This window comes from Amycolatopsis sp. NBC_01307 (assembly GCF_035975215.1).
GTDB lineage: Bacteria > Actinomycetota > Actinomycetes > Mycobacteriales > Pseudonocardiaceae > Amycolatopsis.
In genome coordinates this window covers 3,906,477-3,919,898 of sequence record NZ_CP108403.1, presented here as the reverse complement: position 1 = coordinate 3,919,898, position 13,422 = coordinate 3,906,477, and the positions used below count along the sequence as shown (strand labels likewise).

Below are 13,422 nucleotides of genomic sequence, written 5' to 3'. Positions count from 1 at the left end.
GACATGACCGAAGTCGTGTCCCCTGTGGACACCGAAACCCCCGCACCGCCACGGCGGCGGCTGAGCCGCACGCTCCGGGCCGCCACCGCGGCGTGGGTGCTGTTCTTCGCCGCGCACGTGCTGCTCACCGGGCGCTGGTGGCTGTGGATGTTCGTCGAACCCGTTCCGCCGCTGCTGTTGTTCGTCGTCCCGCTGCTGTTGCTGCTCCTCGCCGCGTCCGTCCGGCCGCGGCCGCGGTGGACGGCGTTGGTGCTCGTCGCCGTGCTGGTGGCGGGCACCCCGCTGGCCGGGTTCGGCGGGGCCGGCCCGGGTACCGCGCCGCGGCCGGGTGCGCCGGTGCTGCGGATCTTCAGCTGGAACACCGGCTACTGGGAGTCCGGGACCGGGTACAAGGACTTCCGCGGCGGCGACGGCACGGACGCGTTCTACGCGTACCTGAAGCAGCAGAACGCCGACGTCTACCTGCTCGGCGAGCACCTGCACTGGAACAACGGGCCCGTCCGGCTCGACGACGAACCCACGCTGCGCGCCCGGTTCCCGGGTTACCAGGTGAACGTCGAGGGCGAGCTGGTCACGCTGTCGCGGCTGCCGGTCGTGGGGACGCACCCGCGGCGCGACGGCCCGGAGCCCGACTCCTGGTACTGGCACGGCAACAAGGCGCAGCGCACCGACGTCCGGGTCGGCGGGTGCGTGTTCTCGCTGTACAACGTGCACCTGCCGCAGCCGGTGGACACCCGGCTCAGCCCGTTCACCGGCCGGTTCTACTCGTTCGCGCACGGGCAGTACGACCGCGTCGAGACCGAGCTGGGCGCCCTGCGCGCGGACCTGGCGGGCAACCGCAACCCCCTGCTCGTGGCGGGCGACTTCAACTCGCCGTGGATGGGCAGCCTCATCCCGCTCGGCGACGGCGTCGAAGCCCGGGACCTCACCGAGGGCGCCCCGCTGCCGTCGTCGTTCCCGCTGGCGGACACGGGATGGGGGATGCCCCGGCTGTGGCGGCTCGACTGGGTGTTCACCCGGGGCGAGGTGGACGTCGCGCGGTACGCGTTCCGGCCGAACCCGCGGCTGTCCGACCACCAGGCCCAGGACCTGACCGTGTCCCTGCCGTGCGGGTCCGCGCGATGACCGGCCCGGTCCGCGCCGTGCTGCGCAAGGTCCTGGTGGTGGCGTTCCTCTCGGCCGTCGCGGTGGGCGCGGCCACCGTCGTCGCCGGGCACGGCACGGAGATCGCCGGACTGCTCGCCCGGCCCGCCGCGAAGTGGTGCCTGGTGCTGGCGCTGCTCGCGCTCGCCGCGTGGCTGCTGCTGGGCGTGCAGACCTGGCGGCGGGTGCTGGCGTCCCTCGGCAGCCCGCTGGGGTTCGCCACCGGGGCCCGGATCTGCTTCGCGGCGATCGCCGGCACGTACCTGCCCGGGCCGTGGTGGCAGGCACTGGCCGCGGCCCACACCGGCCGCCGGACCGGCGTCGACGCGGGCCGGGTCGTCGCCGCCTACCTGCTGGTCGCCGTGATCAACCTGCTCTCGGCGACGGCGGTCGGCCTGCTGGCCGCGCCGCTGGTGCTGGGCGCGTCCTGGCCCTGGCTGGTGGTGCCGCTGCTGCTCGGCGCGTACGTGCTGTGGCGGCCGGAAACCGTGCTGCGCCTGACCGATCGGGCGGCCCGGCTGCTCCGGCGCGCTCCGCTGGCGGACCGGCCGGAGCCGCGCCGGCTGCGCCAGGCGGTGCTGGTGCAGACCGCCGCGTGGCTCGTGGGCGGCCTGCACCTGTGGTTGCTCGCGTTCGCGCTGGGCGCGTCGCCCGGGCCGGCGCTGGCGGCCGCGGTCGGGGGGTACGCCTTCGCGTCGGCCGCCGGGGCGCTGACCCTGGTGCTCCCCGACGGCGCGGGCGTGCGGGAGCTGGTGATCATCGCCGCGCTGGGGTCGGTGCTGCCGGTGCCCGCGGCGACCGTCGCGGCGATCGGGAGCCGGGTCTGCCTGGTCGTCGCGGAACTGCTGTGCGCGGGCGGCCTGCTGCTCAGCGCGTGGCACGCCCGCCGAGCAGCGGCTCCGACCCGACCCGGCTGAGGAACGCGACACCGCGCAGGCACAGCGTCCGCCCCTTGTCGTCACCGATTTCTTCGAACGCGCGCAAGGCCAGGGCCAGCCGGCCGGACGCCTCGTCGTAGCGTTGCTCGACCATGTCGAGCGTCCCCAGGGAGTACAGGATGACGGCCTCGCCGCGGCGGTCGCCGGCCTGGCGGCAGGCGGTGAGCGCGGTGGTGTGCGTCTCGCGCCAGTCCTCCAGGTGATCGCGAGCCCGCATCAGCCCGGCCAGCGTGACCGCGAGGTCCCAGCACAGCTCGGCGGAACCGAGGTCGGCGGCCTGCCCGACGGCGCGGACCACGCCGGCGCGCTCCGTCTCGAACCACTCCAGCGGGTGGCGGAGCAGCTGATCGGCGAGCGGCACGGGCAGCGGCCACCGCTCGGCGTCGCCGTGCAGCACGGGGACCGAGTGGCCCACCGCGCGGCTGTGCGCCTGTTCGGCCAGGTGCAGCCAGGCCCCGAGCAGCCGGCTCGAGGCGGCCGCCCGGGTCGCCGGGGTTTCCTTGCGGACGAGCAGTTCGCGGGCGTAGCTGCGCAGCAGCTTCGGGATCCGGTAGTGGGTACCGGGCCCGGATCGGCGGTCGACGGCGACGAGCTGGGCGTCGACCAGCGCCTCCAGGTCGTCGCCCGCCGCCCGGCCCGGGTCGCCGAGCAGCGGCCCGGCGACCCACGTCGGGAAGTGCTCCCCGTCGACCAGGGTGAGCAGGCGGAACAGCCGCTGCGCGGACGGGCCCACCCGGGCACAGGCGGTGGCGATGCCGGGGCGGACGTCGAGCGGCCCGTGGCTCAGCTCGTCGAGGTGCCGCTGCCCGTCGCCGAGGCGCTCGGTCAGCTCCGCGATGCTCCAGTGCGGCCGCGCGGCCAGCCGCTCACCGGCGATGCGCAACGCGAGGGGCAGCCCGCCGCACAGTTCGATCAGGTCGAACGTGGCGGCGGGCTCGGCGGAGACGCGGGCGATGCCCAGCAGGTGGATGAGCAGTTCGGTGGCGTGCTGGATGGTGAGCTCCGCCAGCTCGACCACTTTCGCGCCGGACAGCCCGGTGAGCCGGTGCCGGCTGGTCACGAGCACGCCGCAGGTGGCGGAGCCGGGCAGCAGGGACAGCACCTGCGCTTCGTCGACGGCGCCGTCGAGCACCACGAGGATCCGCCGTCCCGCGAGCGCGCTGCGCAGCCGCGCGGCCAGCTCGTCGCGGCTCCCGGCCGCCGCGGGCACGCCGAGCACCCGCAGCAGCCGTTCGAGCACGGCCTCGGGCCGGACCGGCTCGCCGTGCTCGTCGTCCAGCCGCGCGTAGAGCTGGCCGTCGGGGAACCCGGGCGCGACCCGGTGCGCGATGTGCACGGCCAGCGCGGTCTTCCCGACCCCGGCGCGGCCGGCGAGCACCGCCGTGGCCACCCCGCCCGTTCCGCTGCCGCGGAGCAGACCGGCGACCGTGGTGACGACGTCGTCGCGGCCGGTCAGGTACGGGTTGCCGGCCGGCAGCATGCGGGGGACCATCGGCGCCGCGGCCGCGGGGACGGCGGCGGCCCGCGGCGCGGGCGGGGGATCCAGGGCGGTGTCGTTGCGCAGGATCGAGTCGTGCAGGTCGCGCAGCGCGCCGCTCGGCTCGATGCCGAGCTCGGCGACGAACCTCCGGCGGATGGCGCGGTAGGCGGCGAGCGCGTCGCCGGGCCGCCGGCAGCGGTGCAGCGCCAGCATCAGCTGGTGGTGCAGCTGTTCGCGCAGGGGATGGCGTTCCGCCAGTGGCAGCAGCTGATCGACCAGTTCGTGGTGGCGGCCCTGGGCGAGTTCGACGGCGTGGCACTCCTCGATGACGCTCAGCCGGCGCTCGGTCAGGCTCGTGACGGCCGCGCGCAGGAGGTCGCTTTCGATACCGCTCAACGGGGCGTCGCCGCGCCAGAGCCCGAGCGCGCTCCGGAACCGTTGCGCCGCCTCGGCCGGGCGGCCCGCGGCGGCGGCCGTGCGCCCCTCGGCGACGAGCCGGTCGAACCGGTGCAGGTCGAGTTCGTCGTCGGAGACCCGCAGCAGGTAACCCGGCCGCCGCGTGCCGATGCGCCCGCCCAGCCCCGCCGTCTCGAACCGGCGGCGCAACCCGGACACGCAGGTGTGGATCTGCCCGCGCGCGGTGGACGGCGGCGCGTCCGACCACACGGCGTCGACCAGCCGGTGCACCGGGACCAGACGGTTGGCCTCCAGCAGCAGGACGGCGAGGACGACCTGCTGGCGGCCGGCGCTCAGGCTCACCGGCTTGCGCGAACCGGAGACTTCGAGCGGGCCCAAGACGTGGAAGAGCATGACAAATTCCCCCATTCCGGTGGCCGGCCAAAACGACGAGTGAGATAACGGACATGCTCGGACAACCACCCCAGTCAAGCGATCGTAGCCCGCGGTGGCTGCTTTGTGAATTTCTGTCCGACAGGACACCGGGGCTGCGCGGACGTGCGCATTCGCCGGGAAGTCGAGGATTTCGACGGCAATCGCCCGGGCATCGCGGAAGGACGTAAAATTGTTCACCGAAAAGGAGCAGTTTTAACCGAGGCGATTCCGGTCAGTGCTGCCACGGCCGCGGGAATGCGTTGGTACGACTGCCGATGCGGCGCATCCGCCAGCCGGGCTGGTCGTCGACGGTGAGCCTGCCGGGGGTGGCCAGTACCGGACACGTGACTGCGTGAATCGCATTCCACGTTCGACGACGGGTGCCGCGGAATGCGCTTTCGGCGGTACCGACGTGACGGAGGGGAGCCGCCAGGGGCCGGATCGAGCCCGGCGAAACCCCCGGAGCAGTGCGTCGCGCGGGAGATCACCGAGGAGACCGGCCTGCCGGCGGAGGTCACCATTGTTCGACACGAATGCCGAGGGTGCCGGCGGAAGAGGCGCAGTCGGCAACCGTCCAAAAGGGACGCTACGGCCAGATCCAACATTGCCACCTGGGCGACCGCATCGAGGATAATCGGACGGCGGGCGAACTGAGTTGACCATCCACAGAGGACAAGTCAGTGAGCGGTCGCTCGCAGTGCCGCGGCGGCGGACTGGACCGCCAGGTGCGGGTCGGCCAGGGCGTCGGCGAGGAGGGAATGCAGGCCGTCAGGGGCGGTTTGGCCCAGCGCTGTCGCGGCGTTGGCCCGGACGCGTGGCCTGGGGTCGCGTAGTGCCTCGGTCAGCAGCGGGAGCGCCTTCTCGTGGGTGATCCGCCCGAGTGCCGCGGCGGCGCGGGATCGGACCAGCTCGTCCTCGTCCTCGTCCTTGAGCGCATTGGTCAGCGTCCACATGTAGGCCGGGTCGGCTCGTTGGCCGATGACCCAGACGATGACGCGGCGGACGAGCGGGTCGGGATCGTGGCCGGGCAGGTAGTGCCCCGTGTCGATGCGAGCGAGAATCTGTCCGGCAAGCTTGCGGACACGCCGTTCACCGGTGGTCAGCAGGACCCGTACCAAGGTGGGCGCGAGCGAGTCGTCGGCCAGGCGGACCAGGCCGGTGAGGGCGGTGTGGACGTGCCGGCCGTCGCAGGCGGCGGCCAACCGGCCGAGCGCGCGGTGATCGCCGTGCTTGGCCAGTACGCGGAAGGCCCGGGCCCGGACGACGGGGTTGACGTCGTCGGTGGCCTTGAGGCCGGCGGGAGTCGCCAGCGGCCCGCCGATCCGGTTCAGCGCCAGCAGGGCGCTCGTGCGAACGTCGGGCGAACTGTGGTCGAGCAGCGAGACGATCGCCGGCGCGGCCTCCAGTGCTTCGAGCTTGCCCAGCGCTTCCACCACGGGCAACGCGCCGGCGCCGGATTCGCGCAGGATGTCGATGAGCGGGCCGGTGGCCTCGGTGACGCGCAGGTTGCCGAGGACTTCCGCGGCCGCGAAGCGGCCCGGGCGGCGGTGGCGGAGGTGCTCGATCAGCACCGGCGCGATCCGCGGGTCACCGACCCGGCTCAGTGCGCGGGTGATGTCGTGTGCGGCGCTGGGATGTACCTGGCCCAGTGCGTCGGCCAGGACGTCCAGCCGTCTCGGGTCGCTGGTCTCGGCGATGCGCTGGGCGGCGTAGCGGCTGATCCAGGCCCGGTCGAGGTCCGTCTCGTTCAGCAGCGTGACCAGCTGGTCGAACACCTCGTCCGACGACTGTGCGGTGAGGCCTTCCAGGGCGGCCTGCACGACGGTGGGGGCGGGGTCGGACAGAACCGTGTGCGCGTGCTGGCAGAGCGCCTTGTGCGGGTCAATGCGTGCCGTCGGCCATTCTTCCGGCTTGCATGACTTTCAGTATGACCGGCCGCACCAACGAGATTCGCCCCAACGATCGGCGCTCATGACGCCCCCACCGCGAGCTCGTCGGTTTCGAGGCGGCGGAACCGGCTGCCGTGGAAGACCAGTGGTGGGACGTCGGGGTCCGCGTGCAGCCCGTGGACTTCCAGGAACACGACCGTGTGGTCGCCGGCCGGCACCTCGGCCTGGATCGAACAGTCGAACCAGGCCGAGGCGCCGAGGACGAACAGGGCACCGTCGTCGCTCGCCTGCCAGTCCACGCCGGCGAACCGGTCGCCGGTCTTCGCGGCGAGCCTGCGGCCCACCGCGGCCTGGTGCTCGCCCAGGACGCTGAGACCGAGGCGCGGAGAGGCTCGCAGGGCCGGCCAGGTGGCCGAGGCGTTCCGCACGCACACCGACAACAGCGCGGGGTCCAAGGACACCGAGGTGAACGAGCTGACGGCCATCCCGGCCGGTTCGCCGCCGGACAATGCGCACAGGGCCGTCACGCCGCTGGGAAAGCACGCGAATGCCTTGCGCAGAACCGTTGCCCGGTCGTCGATCGAGTGGACGGTGATCACGGAAGCCTCCCCAGGACTCGGCTGCGCGGCAGGTCGCCGGCAGCTTCGCGCTAGACGTCGATCGCCTTCTCGATGGGGGTATCGCCGCCGACCACCACGTAGATCCGGCCGGCGGTGCCGGGCCGGTCGATGAGCTCCACGAGCACGGCGGCGACGTCTTCCCGGGCGACCTGGTCGAACCGGGCGCGCTTCGGCGCGATCGGGTTCCCGGCGGTGAGTTCGGCGGTGCCGTCGCCGTCGCCGTCGGCGAGCACGCCGGGCCGCAGGACCGTCCAGTCGAGCTTGTCGCGATCGAAGATGTGCTGTTCGGCGGCGCGCTTGGCCTGCAGGTAGACGGCATACCCCTCGCCGATGCCGGGGTCGTCGGCACAGCCCACGTTGATCGAGCTGACGTGCAGGAACCGCCGCACACCAGCCTGTTCCGCCGCGTCCATGACCAGCACCACGGCGGCCCGGTCCATCCGGTCGCGGCGCGCGGCGGTGGCGGCGTTGCCCGAGCCGGCCGAGAAGACGGCGACGTCCGCGCCGGCCAGGGTGGCGGCCACCTCGTCCACAGTGGCGTGCTCGAGGTCGAGCACGACGGCTTCCCCGCCGGCCCGTTCGACGTCGGCGACGTGCCGGGGATTGCGCACGATGCCCAGGACCGAGTCGCCGCGGCCGGCGAGCTGCCGAGTCAATCGCAGGGCGATCTTGCCGTGGCCGCCGGCGATGACAATCTTCATTCCATGCCCTTTCTTGCGGAAGGCCTGCCGGGAAACGAACCCGGAAGATCTTCCTTCAATTCTTCCCATTGTCGTCGTCTTCGAGCCCGGGGCTGCCGAAAATGCTCGGCGGCCCACGCCATCGGATCCTGCGGCGCGGGTGACGGCCGCGGAACCTGTGCTGTGCCAAGTGAGAGTGGCCGCGACCGACAGTCGTCTTCGTCCGGTGGCGGAACGAAATCAGTCAACCATCGGGCACGCCCATCGGTCAATCGGCGTTGTCGTCACTCTTCCGTGGGGCGTGGTCGAGTTGCGCCTGGGCGGCGAGCGACCACAGGTAGCTCAGCGGTTCGCCGTCGGGTTCGTCGGTGTACTCGGCGATCAGTTCCTGCATCCGGCGGCGGAGCGAATCGACGGACTCCGGTCGCAACCGGAGGACGCCCCGCTTGGCGCCGCGGCCGGAGTCCTTTCCGGCGGCGATCAGTTCGGCGCGGTGGGCGCCGAGCACGGCCAGGTCCACCTGCTGGCCCAGGCCGGCGTCGTCGGGCATGATCGTCAGGCCCCAGGTGCGCGCGGTCGCGCGGTAGGGCCGCTGCAGTGCGCCGTTCTCCCCGGTGCACACCGGTTCGGCGGCCAGGAAGTTCGTCTTCACCAGGGCGCGGATGTGCCGCAGCGTGGTCGCGGGAGCGAGGTCGAGCTCGACCGACAGCTGCTTGTTGGTCAGCGAGCGGTTCAGGCACAGCCGCAGGATGCGCCAGCGGACCGGGTGTCCGAGCGCCTTGAGTTCTTCGACAGTCGCTTCCACGGACTGCACTGTACCTTGCCAAGCCGTCACCAGTTTGCTTGACTAACATCGATATCAGTTTCTGCAATCAGTTGGAGGTCCGGTGATCGAGCAGCTCAGGGCGTGGGTGAACGACCGGGACCTGGTCGCCGAGCTGGCGGACTGGATCTCCCGGCCGAGCGTGAGCCGGACCGGCGAGGGCATGGCCGAGGCCGCGGCACACGGTCTCCGGCTGCTCCGCGCGTCCGGTCTGGAGGCGCGCGAAGCCGAGACCGGTGGCTGGCCCGCGCTGATCGGGACGGCGGACGGACCCGGGCCACACGTGCTGATCTACGGCCACTACGACGTGCAGCCGCCCGGCCCGCTCGAACTGTGGACGACGCCGCCGTTCGTGCCGTCGATCCGTGACGGCCGGATGTACGGGCGCGGCACCGGCGACAACAAGGGACAGAACCTCGCGCAGCTGCTGGGGTTGCGTGCCCTGCGGGACCTCACCGGCGGATACCCCTGCCGGGTCACGGTGCTGCTCGACGGCGAAGAGGAGATCGGCAGCCCCAACCTCGCTGCGGCCGTCCGCCAGGTCGGCCGGCCCGATCTGGTGATCTGGAGCGACGGGCCGGTGCACGACTCGGGCCGGGCCTGCGTGGTCCTCGGGATGCGCGGAATCCTCATGTTCGAGCTGCGTGCGCGGGGCGCGAACCGGCCGTTGCACTCGGGGCACTGGGGCGGCGTCGCGCCGAACCCCGCGTGGGCGCTGGTGCAGCTGCTGGCCACCATGCGGACGGCGGACGGGGTCGTGACCGTCGCCGGGTTCGCCGACGACGTCGCGCCGTTGAGCGACGGCCAGCGTGCCGCGCTGACCGATCTCCCGGTGGACCTGGCCGGAACACTCGAAGCGATCGGGGTGACGGGGATGGAGCCGCCGGCCGGCTTGGGCTTCCACGAACGCCTGGCGGTGCCGACGCTGACCGTGAACTCGTTGAGCTGCGAGGACTCCGGGGACCACCGCGCGGTGATCCCGGACGTCGCCGTCGCCCGGTGCGAGGCCCGGCTGGTCGGCGGTCAGACCCCGGCCCAGGTCGCCGAGGCCATCCGGCGGCACGTCGAGAAGTACGCTCCCGACGTCGAATTCGTGCCCGACGCGGCCGTGGCCCCGTCCACCACGTTGCCCGAAACCCCTTACACCGGAACGATCGTCCAGGCGATCGAGGACGCGCACGGGCAGCGGCCGCTGCTGCTTCCCTCGATCGGGGGCAGCCTGCCGATCGCGGTGCTCGGCGACGGGCTCGCCGTTCCCTGCTACGGCGTGCCCATGGCCAACGCCGACGAGGCCAACCACGCCCCCGACGAGAACCTCGACCTCGACTTGTTCCACCGGGGGATCGTCACCGCGGCGACGATCCAGCTCGCGCTGGCGGCGCACTCATGACCGTCTGGGGTGCGTGGCCGGCGAAAGACGGCTTCGCTTACGTCGGCGACGAATCCGGCCGGCCGCAGCCGTGGTTCCAGACCTGGGCGGGGGAGCGGCGGATGTTCCCGATCGACGGCGCGGTCACCCGGCTGGCGTGGCGGCCGGACGAGTCGCGCCTGCTGGTCGTGACGGACGTGACCGGCGGCCAGGACTACCGGCTGGCCGAGCTCGATCCCGGCACCGGCGAGGTGGAGTGGCTGGCCGCGGAACCCGGTGTCCGGCGCGAGATCGGCGTGCCGTATTCGAGCTCGAGCCGTCCGTACAGCCCGGACGGCCGGCTGCTCGCCTACGCGACCAGCGCGCGTGACGTCACCTGCCTGGACGTCTACGTGCGGGACCTGACGACCGGCGAGACCAGGATGGTCCTCGAGGGCGACGACCGCTACGTGCCGATGTTCTTCTCGCCGGACTCCCGGTACCTGCTCGTCTTGCGGTTCCACCAGAACACCGACCACGACCTGTTCACCTGCGATCTCGAGACCGGCCGGATCCGGCACCTCACCCCGCACGAGGGCCCGGCGAAGTACCAGCCGGGTGGGTGGAACGAGGACGGCATCTACCTGTGCACCACGGAGGGCCGCGACTTCCTCGGGGCCGCCCTGCTCGTCCCGGGCCGGGCGCTGGAGTGGATCGCCACGCCGGACGCCGACGTGGAGAACGTGATCGTGGGCCCGCAGGTCGTCTGGGCCCTGCCGCAGGACCAGTGCACGATCCTGTGCACGTCGGAGACCGCGGTCGAACTGCCCGGATTCGCCTCCCAGCCGTTCGGCTACGACGGCTACGTGCCGCGGTTCGCCGGAGACCGGCTGCTCGCCCAGGTCGGTGCCGGCGACCGGGCGACCGAATTCCTGCTGGTGGACCCGACTTCCGGCGAGACGCGCCCGCTCACCGGCTTCGGCGACGGGCTGCCGGACGACCTCGTCGCGCCGGAAACGGTCCGGTTCACCGGAACCGGCGGGCTCGAGATATCCGGGCTGCTGTACCGCCCGCGTCCGGTGGCCGGTCCCGTTCCCGCGGTGCTCAGCATCCACGGCGGTCCGGAATGGGCCGCGCTGCCGGTCCACGACCCGCTGATCCAGCGGCTGGTGCGAGCCGGAATCGCCGTGCTGACGCCGAACGTACGGGGGTCGACCGGGCGGGGGCTGGCCTACCAGCGGCTGATCTACCGCGACTGGGGCGGCGGTGACCTGGCCGATTTCGAAGCCGCCGCGGGTTTTCTCCGGAGCCTCGACGGGGTGGACGGCGACCGGCTCGGTGTCCACGGGATCTCCTACGGCGGGTTCGCGGCGCTCAGCTGCCTGACCAGGCTGCCGGAGTACTGGCGGGCCGGTGTCGCGATCTGCGGGCCGGCCGACCTCGAAGAGGACGTCCGGTCCCTGCCGCCGACGTGGAGCCGGCGGGTCGTGGAGTGGATCGGGGACGTCGGTGATCCGGCGGATCTGGCGAGGCTGCGGACGGCGAGCCCGCTCACCCACGCGGCCGAAGTCCGGGCGCCGCTGCTGCTGGCCCACGCGGTGAACGACACCACTGTCGGCATCAACGGCACCGAGCGGTTGTACGAGACGCTGACCGGGCTGGGCAAGACCGTGCGATTCATACGCCTTTCCCGCGGCCATCTCCCGGACGACCGGGCGGAACGGGACGAGCTCGACGCCGCGGTCGTGCAATGGTTCCGCGACCACCTCGAGCCGCACCCGGCCGAGGTGAAAACGACGGCCGGACACCGATAGCCGGCACCGAATACGACCGAGGGGGTCAAGCGAACACCGAAAACACCTGGCGCCCGTGACCGCCGGAGTGCGAGAATAGAACGCGGCACTGTGTTGCCCCTGCCCGCCGGATGCCGGCGGGCCCATGATCCGCAACGGCGCGGGTTCTCTTTCCCATTGTAGCGGCACTGTCCACTTGGGACAATTCTTGACCTCACGCTTTCCGAAAATTCGTCGACCAGCTCGGCCCGAAGAACCCACCCCCAGAAAGGATAGGCACAGAAAATGCCTCCTGCTGTCGCCGGCGCCGAGACGCCGTCCCGCCGACGCCTCGGCTGGATCCTGGCCCTGCTGGCTTTCGCCCAGTGCATTTACGCCATCGACTACAGCATCGTTTTCGTGGCGCTGCCCGACATCGGTTCCGGTGTCGGCTTCTCCGCGCACACCCTCCAGTGGGTCGTCAGCGCCTACGCCGTCGCCTTCGGCGGCTTCCTGCTGCTCGGCGGCCGTGCGGCCGACCTGTTCGGCCGCCGCCGGGTGTTCGCCTTCGGGCTGTTCCTCTACGCGGTTTCCTCGCTCGCCGGCGGGCTCGCGAGCGACCCGACGGTCCTGATCGTGGCGCGTGCTGTGCAGGGGATCGGTGGCGCTTTCCTCGCCCCGGCAACGCTTTCCCTGGTCACCACCACCTTTGCCGAAGGACCGGAGCGCAACCGGGCGCTGGCGATCTGGGGCGGTGCCGGCGGCAGCGGCATGATCCTCGGTTCGCTGCTCGGCGGCGTGCTGACCGGCGCCTTCGGCTGGGCGTCGATCTTCTTCGCCAACGTCCCGCTCGCCGGTGGTGCCATGCTGCTCACCTTCTTCATCATCCCGAAGGACGCCGACCGGCAGGGCGCCCGGCGCAAGTTCGACCTGCCCGGCGCGCTGACCGCGACCGTGGGGGCGACGCTGCTGGTGTTCACCCTCGTCCAGGGACCGGTGTCGGGCTGGACCTCGCCGCCGATCCTGATCGGCGGGGCCATCGCGGTGATCGTGCTCGCCGGGTTCCTCGTCATCGAGGGTCGCGGCCACGACCCGCTGCTGCCGCTTCGCCTGTTGCGCAACCGGAACCTGAGTACGGGTACCGTCGTCGTCTTCGTGTTCATGGGGACGTTCGGTGCACTGCCCTACTTCTACACCGTCTACTTCCAGTCGGTGCTCGGTTACAACGCGACGCTGAGCGGGATCGCCTTCCTCACGCCGTGTGTGGGCGTGCTGATCGGCAACCTGTCCGGCGGGAAGCTGGTCACCCGGCTCGGGGCGCGCACCACGCTGATCATCGCGCTGATCACCGGGGCCATCGGCACCGCGGCCTTCGCGGTCACCATTTCGGCGACCGGTTCGTACCTGGCGCTGGTGCCGGGGGTGTTCGTCCTGAGCATCGGCCAGGGCACCATCTTCACCGCGATGTACGCGGCGGCGACCACCGGTGTCGCGGAAGAGAACCAGGGCATCGCCTCGGGGATCGCCTCGACCGGCCAGCAGGTCGGCGCCGCGGTCGGGCTCGCCGTTCTGGTGGCGGTCCTGAACGCCGGGCACGAGGGGCTGACCGGTGAGGCGTTGCGCGTCGCCACCGCCGACGGGCTGCGCACCACCATGTGGGTCACCGTGGCGGGCATTCTGCTCATCGTGCTGGTCACGCTGAACTTCCGGCGGCCGCCGGCGGCTCCGGTGGCCGAACCCGAGAAACAGGTTGACCTGAATCCGGCCGTCTGACCGCACGGCTCGAACCGCAAAAGGGTGATTCCGCCTCGTGCTCCCACGAGGTGGAATCACCTTTTTGCTTGTGCATGAGCGTGAGCAGCGGAATCCGATCGTTTGATCGAAACGATCCGGATGTC

General features: G+C 71.9%; 11 protein-coding genes. 6 read left to right on the top strand and 5 right to left on the bottom strand.

Annotated features, from left to right (window positions below; translation table 11 throughout):
- Positions 1–3: 3 nt before the first annotated feature.
- Entirely contained in the window at positions 4–1,125 is a 1,122-nt protein-coding gene (locus tag OG439_RS16380; protein WP_326950215.1) for an endonuclease/exonuclease/phosphatase family protein, read from the top strand.
- Positions 1,122–2,060 (top strand): lysylphosphatidylglycerol synthase domain-containing protein, encoded by a 939-nt coding sequence (locus OG439_RS16375; protein WP_326950214.1) that lies wholly within the window; start codon positions 1,122–1,124, stop codon positions 2,058–2,060. The genes OG439_RS16380 and OG439_RS16375 overlap by 4 nt, the downstream gene beginning before the upstream one ends.
- On the opposite strand, the gene OG439_RS16370 is transcribed toward OG439_RS16375, so the two are convergent.
- On the bottom strand, positions 2,011–4,371 hold the full coding sequence (locus OG439_RS16370) for an AfsR/SARP family transcriptional regulator (RefSeq protein ID WP_326950213.1): 2,361 nt from the start codon (positions 4,369–4,371) through the stop codon (positions 2,011–2,013). The two genes, OG439_RS16375 and OG439_RS16370, sit on opposite strands and share 50 nt — an antisense overlap.
- Before the next feature lie 411 nt (positions 4,372–4,782).
- Between OG439_RS16370 and OG439_RS50285 the strand changes: the two genes are divergently transcribed.
- The gene (locus OG439_RS50285; protein ID WP_442792310.1) at positions 4,783–5,046 is read left to right on the top strand and encodes an NUDIX domain-containing protein; all 264 of its coding nucleotides are present in this window, start codon (positions 4,783–4,785) and stop codon (positions 5,044–5,046) included.
- A gap of 23 nt (positions 5,047–5,069) precedes the next feature.
- Here OG439_RS50285 and OG439_RS16365 read toward each other — a convergent pair whose 3' ends face one another.
- The 4 genes from OG439_RS16365 to OG439_RS16350 all read right to left on the bottom strand — a co-directional run bounded on the left by OG439_RS16365 (position 5,070) and on the right by OG439_RS16350 (position 8,386).
- Entirely contained in the window at positions 5,070–6,212 is a 1,143-nt protein-coding gene (locus tag OG439_RS16365) for a HEAT repeat domain-containing protein (RefSeq protein WP_326950212.1), read from the bottom strand.
- A 149-nt stretch (positions 6,213–6,361) separates the two neighbouring features.
- A complete protein-coding gene (locus OG439_RS16360) occupies positions 6,362–6,880 on the bottom strand; it encodes a flavin reductase family protein (protein WP_326950211.1) in 519 nt (172 codons plus the stop codon).
- Positions 6,881–6,930: 50 nt separating this feature from the next.
- Positions 6,931–7,602: an NAD(P)H-binding protein gene (locus OG439_RS16355; protein WP_326950210.1), complete on the bottom strand. Its 672-nt coding sequence runs from the start codon at positions 7,600–7,602 to the stop codon at positions 6,931–6,933.
- A gap of 247 nt (positions 7,603–7,849) precedes the next feature.
- Positions 7,850–8,386 (bottom strand): ArsR/SmtB family transcription factor, encoded by a 537-nt coding sequence (locus OG439_RS16350; protein ID WP_326950209.1) that lies wholly within the window; start codon positions 8,384–8,386, stop codon positions 7,850–7,852.
- Positions 8,387–8,468: 82 nt separating this feature from the next.
- Here OG439_RS16350 and OG439_RS16345 point away from each other — a divergent pair, with 82 nt between their 5' ends.
- The 3 genes from OG439_RS16345 to OG439_RS16335 all read left to right on the top strand — a co-directional run bounded on the left by OG439_RS16345 (position 8,469) and on the right by OG439_RS16335 (position 13,297).
- Positions 8,469–9,794, top strand: a complete 1,326-nt coding sequence (locus OG439_RS16345) for a M20/M25/M40 family metallo-hydrolase (protein ID WP_326950208.1) — start codon at positions 8,469–8,471, stop codon at positions 9,792–9,794.
- On the top strand, positions 9,791–11,566 hold the full coding sequence (locus tag OG439_RS16340) for a S9 family peptidase (RefSeq protein ID WP_326950207.1): 1,776 nt from the start codon (positions 9,791–9,793) through the stop codon (positions 11,564–11,566). The genes OG439_RS16345 and OG439_RS16340 overlap by 4 nt, the downstream gene beginning before the upstream one ends.
- A 264-nt stretch (positions 11,567–11,830) precedes the next feature.
- The gene (locus tag OG439_RS16335; RefSeq protein ID WP_326950206.1) at positions 11,831–13,297 is read left to right on the top strand and encodes an MFS transporter; all 1,467 of its coding nucleotides are present in this window, start codon (positions 11,831–11,833) and stop codon (positions 13,295–13,297) included.
- The last annotated feature ends 125 nt before the right edge of the window (positions 13,298–13,422 follow it).

What these genes read in the sequence shown, in the direction of transcription:
- OG439_RS16380 (WP_326950215.1), top strand. Translation starts at nt 4, where the DNA reads ATGACCGAAGTCGTGTCCCCTGTGGACACCGAAACCCCCGCACCGCCA.
- OG439_RS16375 (WP_326950214.1), top strand. Translation starts at nt 1,122, where the DNA reads ATGACCGGCCCGGTCCGCGCCGTGCTGCGCAAGGTCCTGGTGGTGGCG.
- OG439_RS16370 (WP_326950213.1), bottom strand. Translation starts at nt 4,371, where the DNA reads ATGCTCTTCCACGTCTTGGGCCCGCTCGAAGTCTCCGGTTCGCGCAAG.
- OG439_RS50285 (WP_442792310.1), top strand. Translation starts at nt 4,783, where the DNA reads ATGCGCTTTCGGCGGTACCGACGTGACGGAGGGGAGCCGCCAGGGGCC.
- OG439_RS16355 (WP_326950210.1), bottom strand. Translation starts at nt 7,602, where the DNA reads ATGAAGATTGTCATCGCCGGCGGCCACGGCAAGATCGCCCTGCGATTG.
- OG439_RS16340 (WP_326950207.1), top strand. Translation starts at nt 9,791, where the DNA reads ATGACCGTCTGGGGTGCGTGGCCGGCGAAAGACGGCTTCGCTTACGTC.
- OG439_RS16335 (WP_326950206.1), top strand. Translation starts at nt 11,831, where the DNA reads ATGCCTCCTGCTGTCGCCGGCGCCGAGACGCCGTCCCGCCGACGCCTC.